At 72.5% G+C, this 9,016-nt stretch carries 2 protein-coding genes; one reads left to right on the top strand and one right to left on the bottom strand.

Translation table 11 applies throughout. From position 1 onward, the window contains the following. Positions 1 to 135 precede the first annotated feature (135 nt). Positions 136 to 4,215 (bottom strand): carboxypeptidase regulatory-like domain-containing protein, encoded by a 4,080-nt coding sequence (locus tag ACGFMP_RS13595; RefSeq protein ID WP_393672369.1) that lies wholly within the window; start codon positions 4,213 to 4,215, stop codon positions 136 to 138. Positions 4,216 to 4,736: 521 nt separating this feature from the next. Between ACGFMP_RS13595 and ACGFMP_RS13590 the strand changes: the two genes are divergently transcribed. Beyond that, entirely contained in the window at positions 4,737 to 8,987 is a 4,251-nt protein-coding gene (locus ACGFMP_RS13590) for a carboxypeptidase regulatory-like domain-containing protein (RefSeq protein WP_393672368.1), read from the top strand. Positions 8,988 to 9,016: the final 29 nt, after the last annotated feature.

Genomic DNA, 9,016 nt, shown 5'->3' with positions numbered 1-9,016 from the left:
TGTGGGGGGCGCCCCCCCCCCGCCCCCCCCCCCCCCCGCGGGGGGGGCGCCCCCCGCCCGGCGGGCCCCCCCCCCCCCCCCCCCCGGGGGGGGGGGCCCCCCCCCCCCCCCCCCCCCCCCACCGCCGTACGCGCGCTACTTCCGCTTGAGCGTGAAGTCCGTGATGACCGCCACTCCCTTCTTGATCTTCACCGTGGCAACGGTGGGCTGGTAGCCGTCCTTGGCCACGATGACGGTCAGCGGGTTGTTGCGGGTGTCGAGCCAGAGGGCGTAGGTGCCGTCCGCCGCAGTCGTCAGCGTGTAGGTCGACGCCCAGCTGTCGACCTGGACGGTGGCGCCGGCCAGCGGCGCGGTGCCGCCGGTGGCGGTGACGCCGTTGACGGTGCCGTTCATCTTGCCCCAGGTCTTGGGCGGGTTGACGTGCAGGCCGACGGGGATCGCGGCCACCGGGTAAGGCGTGTCGCTGCCCGCCGTGATCAGGGCGGTGAGATCGCCGGGCTGCGAGACCTCGGGAACCGAGGCGTCCAGCGTGACGGTGACCGTCGAGCTCGCACCGGGAGCCAGCGTGAGCTCCTGCGTGCTCTCGCTCAGCCAGCTGACGTCGGCCGAGCCTTCCTGCGCGTAGCCGGGCAGCAGCTCCACCGCGGCGATCGGCGAGCCGGGAGCGTTGCCGCCGCCGACCTTGTAGAAGCCGGCCGCGCCGCCGCCCCGGTAGGTGGGGACGTTGGCGTTGGGCAGCGCGCTCCAGGTGCCGGACTTCGGGTCGAAGGCCTGGCCGCGGTTGGTCAGGGCGTTCTGGCTGATGCCGCTGGAGAGCAGCAGGAGCCCGTTGGCCGAGGTGGAGGCCGAGGCCCACTGCGGGGCGGGCAGGTCCGCGACCGGCGACCAGCTGTCGCCCGCCGGGTCGTACACGTAGGCGTGCGCGACCTCGGACTCGCCGGCGAGGCCGCCGGCGCAGTACAGCAGGCCGTCGATGGCCGCGCAGGACTGCCAGGAGATCGGCTCCGGGTAGGCGGCGATGGTGGTCCAGCTGTCGGTGGCCGGGTCGTAGGCGCTGGCGTCGGTGGTGCCGCAGGCTGTCGCGCCGCAGCCGCCGATCATGTAGAGCTTGCCGTCGAGCACCGCGGTGCCCGAGCCGGCGTAGGACCTGGGCGCGGCGGTGCCGGTGGTCCAGGTGTCGCCCGCGGGGTCGTAGACCTCCAGTTTCGAGTCGGGGTTGCCGGATGCGCCCCATCCGCCGACGGCGTAGAGCTTGCCGTCGATGAAGCCGTGCGCCGCCGCCTCACGGGTGTCCGCCGCCGAGGCCAGCTTCGTCCAGCTGCCCAGGGACGGGTCGAGGACGTAGAGGTCGCTGGTGTCGGCGGAGCCGTTGTAGCCGAAGGCGGAGTAGACCTTGCCGTCATGGGTGTCGACGGCGTTGTCCATGACGGCGTTCGGGAAGTCGGGGGCGGTCTGCCACGCGTCCCCCGACGGCCCCGCGGCGGGAGCCGTGGCGGTGCGGGCAGAGTGCGCCTTGCTGGAGAGCGGGGAGAAGGTGCCCTTGACCGTCCTGAGCGGGGCGCCCTGCGCCTGGATCCCGAAGCCGCCGGAGCGCTCGCTCAGCTTGATCGTGGCGGGAGCGCCGCCGGTGTTCTTCACCGTGAGCTGCCGGGTGGTCTTCGCGCCCCAGCCGACCGTGGCGTCGACCGTGCCGGGGGTGACCTTGAGCCGGCCGGCCTTGAGCGGGAAGTTCGCCTTGACGGCGCTGTCCGCGCCTACGTTCACCGACTTGGCGGTGGTGGTGTAGTGGGCCTTGGCCGCGTCGAGCGTGTGGCTGCCGACGCTGGTGGAGAACAGGGAGTAGAAGCCGTCGCCGAGGTTCGGGTCGTCGGGGGTGGCCACGGTGGTGGCGCTCTCGGTGGTGTCGTCCTGGCCGGTGACGGTTGCGCCGACCACGCCGTCCGAGGTGTTGGCGTCCGAGACGGTGCCCACGACGAGGCCGCCGGGGACGGTGGTCAGCTCGCGGTTCCCGACGAAGACGTTGTCGACGGACCACCACCAGCCGAAGTGCGAGGTGAAGTGGAATCGCACCTGCACGGCCGGCTTGCCTGCGAAGTCGGACAGCGGCACTTCGAACCTGGCCGGACCGTCGATCCCGGAGGTGGTGCCCCAGACCCGGGTCCAGGTCGTGCCGCCGTCGGAGGTGGCGTCCACCTCGGCAGTCTGGCCGCCGCTCGAGGTGTATTCGGTGTTGAAGGCAAGCTCGGGTGACTTCTTGCTGGTGAAGTCGTAGACGGGGCTGATGAGTTGGGTGTCCTGGCTGGCGGCGCCGCCGAAGTGGTCGCTGTCGGCCACGGCGAACGCGCCGTCGCCGCCGGTCCTGTTGCCGCGCGAGCCCGGGTCGTCGAACTCCCAGCCGCCGGAGGTGCCGTCGGCGTTGACGACGCTCCAGCCCTGCGGGGCGGCGTCGGTGGAGTCGAACGTCTCGGTGGTGCCCGTCAGATGCTGGGTGTAGCCGCGGGCGGTGCCCGCCCATGTGTCCACGGGTACGGCGAGGTTCAGGCCGACCGCGCCGTCACCGACCGTGAGGGATTTGGTGACGGGCTCGTAGCCGGGGTCGGACGAGGTGACGTGCACCGTGTAGTCGTGCCCCTGGGGCAGCGACAGGGAGTACGAACCCGTGGCGGGGTCGGTCCACACCGAGCCGGGGACGCCGTCCGCGGTGATCTCGGCGTAGAGCGGCCAGCCGTGGCCGGAGCCGTCGGTGACCTTGCCGGATACGGTCTGGCTGGGGACCGGGGCCAGGCCGTAGTCCTTGGTGAGGGTGGAGCCGTCGGCGACCGCCACCGCCGGGTCGGTGGTGGTGGCGTAACCGAAGGCGTCCACGGTCACGTCGTAGGTGCCGGCGGGTACCGACAGGTCGTAGGCCCCCGCCGTGTCGGTGTGCGCGACATTGGTGCCTGCGCTGATCGTGGCGCCCGGGATCGGCTTGCCCGTGCCGGAGTCGGTGACGGTGCCGGTCAGCTCACCGTGCGGACCGCTGCGGAAGGCCGCAAGGCCGCTGGGGGTGCCAAGGCCGGTCGGTCCGTCGTAGCCGGCTCCGCCGGTGCACAGGTAGGCGGGGGAGCAGGAGCCGTTCGAGCCCGTGGTGATGTCGTTGAGCCCCGAGGACGCCGCGTAGGGGTAGGAGTTGGGGTACGAGCCGGCCACCGGGGTGCCCGCGTCGGCGTAGACGCTCGCGATGATCGGTGACGAGACGCTCGTGCCGCCGTAGACCGACCAGCCGCCGGCGCCGTAGGTCTGGTAGACCGCGACGTCCTCGGCCACAGCGGAGACATCGGCAAGCGCTCGGTTGTCGCAGCCGGTGTCCTTCTGGAAGGCGGGCTTGGGCTCGTAGAGGGAGCAGCCGGAGCCGGCGTCGGCCCAGGCCGACTCCGTCCAGCCGCGGGTGGTCCCCGAGTCGCGGCTCAGGGTGGTGCCGCCGACCGAGGTGACGTACTGCGAGGCGGCGGGATAGCCGACGCCGTACGCGTAGTCGCCGGTCGAGACGGTCACCGCGACGCCGGGGTGGTTGAAGTAGGCGTCGAAGGCGGTCGTCTCCGAGGGGTCCTCGCCGTTGCCGCCGCGGTAGTCGCTGCCGTAGGAGTTGGAGACGAACTTGGCGCCGAGCGCGACGGCCTCGTCCACGGACGAGCCGAGGTTCTCGAAGCCGTTGTCGTCGGCCTCGACCAGCAGGATGTGCGCATGGGGCGCGACCGCGGAGACCATGTCGAGGTCGAGCGATATCTCACCGGCCCAGCCGGGGTCGGGGGACGGGTAGGTGCTCCCGCCGCGCTGGTCCACCTTGCTGAAGCAGCCGTTGGCGGTGGTGCAGGCGGGCAGCCCGTACTGCTGGCGGTACACCGCGAGGTCGGCTTCCGCGTTCGGGTCGTCGAACGCGTCCACGATGGCGACGGTCTGTCCCGCGCCGCCGTCCGTCGGCAGGCTGTAGGCGCTCTGCAGGTCGGATGCTCCCCAGCCGTCGGGTGTGACGGCGGCGGGGGTGAGGCCCTTGACCGGCTTGATGTCGGCGCGGCGCAGGGCGTAGCAGGTGAATTCGTCCTTGCTGGGGGCGGCGCAGGACGGTTCCAGGAGCGGGTGTTCTTTGCCGGCGGTGGCAGGGGCTGCGGTGGCGGGCCCCGCGGCTCCGGCCGGTGCCTGGACTCCCAGGACTGCCAGTGCGGTGGCACTGGCCACAGCCAGGCCGGCGAAGATCGTCCGCCGGAGAGGTGGTCTGGTTCTCGTCGAAGTGCCCAACGTGTGACTCCATGCGTTCTTGCAGGGGTCGACCCGCGTACGACTTTGGGGGCGACGGTGAATGCACGCGCAATCACCGGGGGTTATTAGGCGAGCCATGTCTGCGCCATGTCAACGGCTACCCGCTGTCATGTTACGTGACTGACTGTTAGTGACGGTCGCGGAACCGCTCGGAGCCGGGCGGGAGTTAATGGGGTTTCCTGTGGCATTTCGGTGTGAACGCTGCCGCGAAATCGACCAGTCGACGCCTCAGTGGTTCCACTGGGCCCCGCCTGCCCCGCTCGGGGCGTGAACACGTCACGGCGGCAAGCCGCCAGGGGTCCGCATTGACCGGCGGATCGCGTCGGCTGGAGGTTTGTGCTGGTCAGTCAGCCTCCCCGCGCCCCGACAGTTTCGCGTCCATCCTCCGGATCCTCCGATCACGCCGTGAGCTTCCGCGGCCGCCACCTTCTGGAGTCTCCTTGCCAGCCGAACGCTCCTCCGCGGGCCGACCGCGCACGCTGCGGCGCACAGCCGCCGCTGCCGTCGTCGCCGTCCTCGCCGTCCTGGCGATCCTGCTGCCGCAGCAGGCCTTCGCCGCACCATCGCCGACCACCGCCGCGGGGAAGGTGACCGCGGAACCGGCCTGCGGCACCCCCAAGCCCGGCCACTTCGCCTGCTTCACGCTCCGGCGCACCGACCGCACGGCCTCGCTCGGCGTGCGGCGTGACACCGCGGGCGCCGCCGTGGCGCCGGACGGCTACGCACCCGCGGACCTGCGGTCTGCCTACGGCCTGCCGGCCGACGGCGGAGCCGGGGCGACCATCGCGATCGTGGACGCCTACGACAACCCGAACGCCGAGTCCGACCTCGCGGTCTACCGGGCGCAGTACGGCCTGCCCGCCTGCACCGGCGACAACGGCTGCTTCCGCAAAGTCGACGAGCACGGTGGCGCCGCCTACCCGGCAGCGGACGAAGGCTGGGGCGCCGAGATCTCGCTGGACCTGGACATGGTCTCGGCTGTCGCGCCGCAGGCCCACATCCTGCTGGTCGAGGCCGACTCGACCACATCGGACGAGCTGGGCACCGCGGTGAACACGGCGGTGTCGATGGGCGCGAAGTACGTCTCCAACTCCTGGGGCGCGTACGGCGACAACACGGACGACCTGGCCTACGACGAGGCCTACTTCAACCACCCGGGCGTCGCGGTGGTCTTCAGCTCCGGCGACGACGGCTACGGCGTCAGCTACCCGGCGTCGTCGCCCTACGTCACCTCGGTGGGCGGCACCTCACTGGTCCGCGACGGCAGTGACCGCGGCTGGGACGAGTCCGTCTGGAACGGCGTGGCGTACGGCAGCGACGGACCGCACTGGGGCGCCACCGGCTCGGGTTGCTCGCAGGTGGAGCCCAAGCCGTCGTTCCAGGCGGGCGTCGACTGCGCCGGGCGCTCCGTGGCCGACGTCAGCGCGGTCGCCGACCCGGCCACCGGTGTTGCGGTCTACAACACCTTCTCCGACGGCGGCTGGAACGTCTACGGCGGCACCTCGGCGTCGGCGCCGATCATCGCCGGCGTGTACGCGCTGGCCGGCACGCCGGTCGAGGGCACCTACCCGGCCTCGTACCCCTACCAGCAGCCGGGCGCGCTCAACGACGTGACGCGCGGCGACGACGCCAGCTGCTCGGACAGCTCGCTGTGCGGCTACGGCCCGGTGCCGGACTGCACCCCTGCCTACACCTGCGCCGCGCAGCCCGGCTACGACGGCCCGACCGGCCTCGGCACGCCCATCGGTGCTGCCGCCTTCAAGCCCGGCCCGCACGGCACCGTCAGCGGTGCGGTGACCGACGCCGCCACCGGGGCGGCGATACCGGGGGCCACGGTCAGCCTCGGCGACTACCGGGCGACCACCGACGCCCAGGGCCGATACCGGCTCGACATCCCGGCGGGTTCCTACCAGTTGGGCGTCTCGGCGTTCGGGTTCGCGGACAGGGACCTCGGGCAGGTGCGCGTCGACGACGGTGCGGCGCTCACCGAGGACGCCGACCTGGTGGCCGTGCCCTCGCAGACGATCTCCGGCACGGTCAAGGACGGCGGGCAGCACGGCTGGGGCCTGTACGCGAAGCTCACCGTGGACGGCGTTCCCGGGACGGTCTTCACCGACCCGGCCACCGGCCGCTACTCGGTCCGGGTCCCGATGAACCGGACCTACACCCTGCACGCCACCGCGCTCTACCCCGGCTACCGGCCCACCGACGCCACCGTCGCCGTGGACGCGGGCCCGCGCACCGCCGACCTCGCCCTGCCGGTCAACACCACGGGAATGCTCCCGCCCGGCTACGAAAAGGACTACGGCGGTGGCGGTCTGCAGTCCTTCGCCACCGCCGCGACCCCCGGCGGCTGGACGGTCAGGAACAACACCGACGCAGGCGGGTGGCAGTTCGACGACCCGCTGAACCGGGGCAACCAGACCGGTGCCACCGGCCGCTTCGCCGAGGTGGACGACTACGCCCTCGGCTGGGCTCCCGCCGACACCGAACTCATCAGTCCGGCCTACGACTTCAGCGCCCAGACCAAGCCCGAGCTGCAGTTCGACACCGCGCTGCCCTCGCTGTACCGGCTGGACGACCTGACCGCCGACGTCGACGCCAGCACCGACGGCGGCGCCACATGGACCACGGTGTGGCACCACACCGATGTCATCGGCGGCCCCTCGCACCAGGATGTGCCGCTGGCGGCCTACGCCGGGAAGCCCTCGGTGACGCTGCGCTTCCACTTCACCGGCTCGCTCACCGGCATCTGGCAGATCGACGACGTCGCCGTGGGCACCCCGACCACGGTCGCCAGGCCCGGCGGCCTGCTCGTGGGCCGGGTCACCGATGCCAACACCGGCACCGGCGTGCTCGGCGCCACGGTGAGCGGCGTCGCCGCCCCGTCCGACTCCGGCCGCAGCGTGGCCTCGCCGGGCGACCCGGCCGTCGGCGACGGGCTGTACTGGCTCTTCTCCGGCCGGACCGGCAAGCAGCAGTTCACCGCGGGCCTGCCGGGCTTCGGCTACCCGGCGGTCACCGCCAAGCTCGACGTACGCCCAGGGGCGATCACTCCTGGCGACTTCACCCTGCACCCCGCGCAACTGCAGTACAGCGTCTCCGCCGTGAGCGCCAACGTGGCCTGGGGCGACAGCAGGACCGTCGACGTCAAGGTGCGCAACACCGGCGGCTCGCCCGCCACCTTCTCGCTCGGCGAGCAGAACCTGGCCGAGTCCAAGGCCGGCGCCGCCGGCCCCGCGGCGCGCAGGACACCCACCGCCCTGACGCCCGACACCCTGCTCAAGGCGTCGTCGTCCCCGCCAGCCGCGGCCGCGACCGCCGGCGACGCACCGGCCGACCAGGCGTGGCAACCGCTTGCCGACCTGCCTGCCGGCTCCTTCGGCGGCGTCGCCGCCGTGGACCACGGCACCCTCTACGCCGGACTCGGCGAGTCCCCGGGCGGCGTGTGGAGCGGCTCCTTCGGCTCCTACGACGCCGCGACAGGCGGATGGAAGGCGCTCACCGGCCCGACGACCAAGCGCTTCGCCCCGGCCTACGGGTTCATCCGCGGCAAGCTGTACGTCGCGAGCGGGCGAGACGCGGCCGGCAATCCGATTCCGGGCAGCGAGGTCTACGACCCGGCCACCGACACCTGGTCCCAGATCGCCGATGTGCCCACCGCCTACGGTGCCTCGGGCTCGGCCGTGGCCGGCGACAAGCTGTACGTCATCGGCGGCTGCGTCCAGACCATCTGCGGCTCCGACGACGTGCAGGTCTACGACCCGGCGAGCGACTCCTGGTCGGCCGGCGCGCCCTACCCCGAGCCGATCTCCTTCCCGGCGTGCGGCACCGTCGACGGCCTCGTCCACTGCTCAGGAGGGGTGTACCAGCCCGACGGCCAGGCCCCGCGGGACACCGTCCACACCTACGTGCTCGACCCGGACGGGAAGTCCTGGCACCGGGTCGCCGACGCGCCCACCGACCTGTGGGGCGCCACCGGCACCGCGGCCGACGGCAAGCTGCTGGTGGGCGGCGGAGTGGAGGTGAGCGCCGGCGCGCTGACCAACGAGGCCCACGCCTACGATCCGGCCACCGACTCGTGGTCGCAGATGCCGAACCTGGCAGAGCCGGTGCTCGACGCCCAGTCCGCGCCGGGCTGGTACGTGATCGGCGGCTCGAACGCCTACAACGTCCCGCAGGCGTCGGTTCGGAAGCTGGCCGGCTACGACCAGCCGCACGCCGATGTACCGTGGCTGACCCCCTCGGCGCAGAAGCTGACGGTCAAGGGCGGCGGCTCGGTCACGGTGCGGCTGACCCTGGACGCCGCAGCGATGACCTCGGCCGATGCGGGCACTCATCGGGCCGCGCTGATCGTGGACAGCGACACACCGTACGGCTCGGTGTCGCTGCCGGTGTCCATGACGGTCGTTCCGCCTGCCGGATGGGGCCTGCTGACCGGCACGGTCACCGGGGCGAATGCCGACGGGAGCAGCGGGCCACTGGCGGGCGCGGTGATCGAGATCGACTCCAAGAACGGCGATGTCTCCCTCACCACGGGCCGCGACGGCAGCTACGCGCTGTGGCTGCCGGCCAGGAACAACCCGCTCACGGTCATCGTGGCGGCGACCGGCTACCGCCCGGCGACCCGCACCGTGCGCGTCGTCAAGGACGGCGCGGTGACGGCGGACTTCGCCCTGCTGCGCCAGTAGCGACGCCCGGCGGCCGCATCCCGGTGCGG

Source organism: Streptomyces sp. NPDC049040, assembly GCF_043197715.1.
GTDB lineage: Bacteria > Actinomycetota > Actinomycetes > Streptomycetales > Streptomycetaceae > Actinacidiphila.
This window is presented reverse-complemented; position numbering and strand designations above follow the sequence as displayed.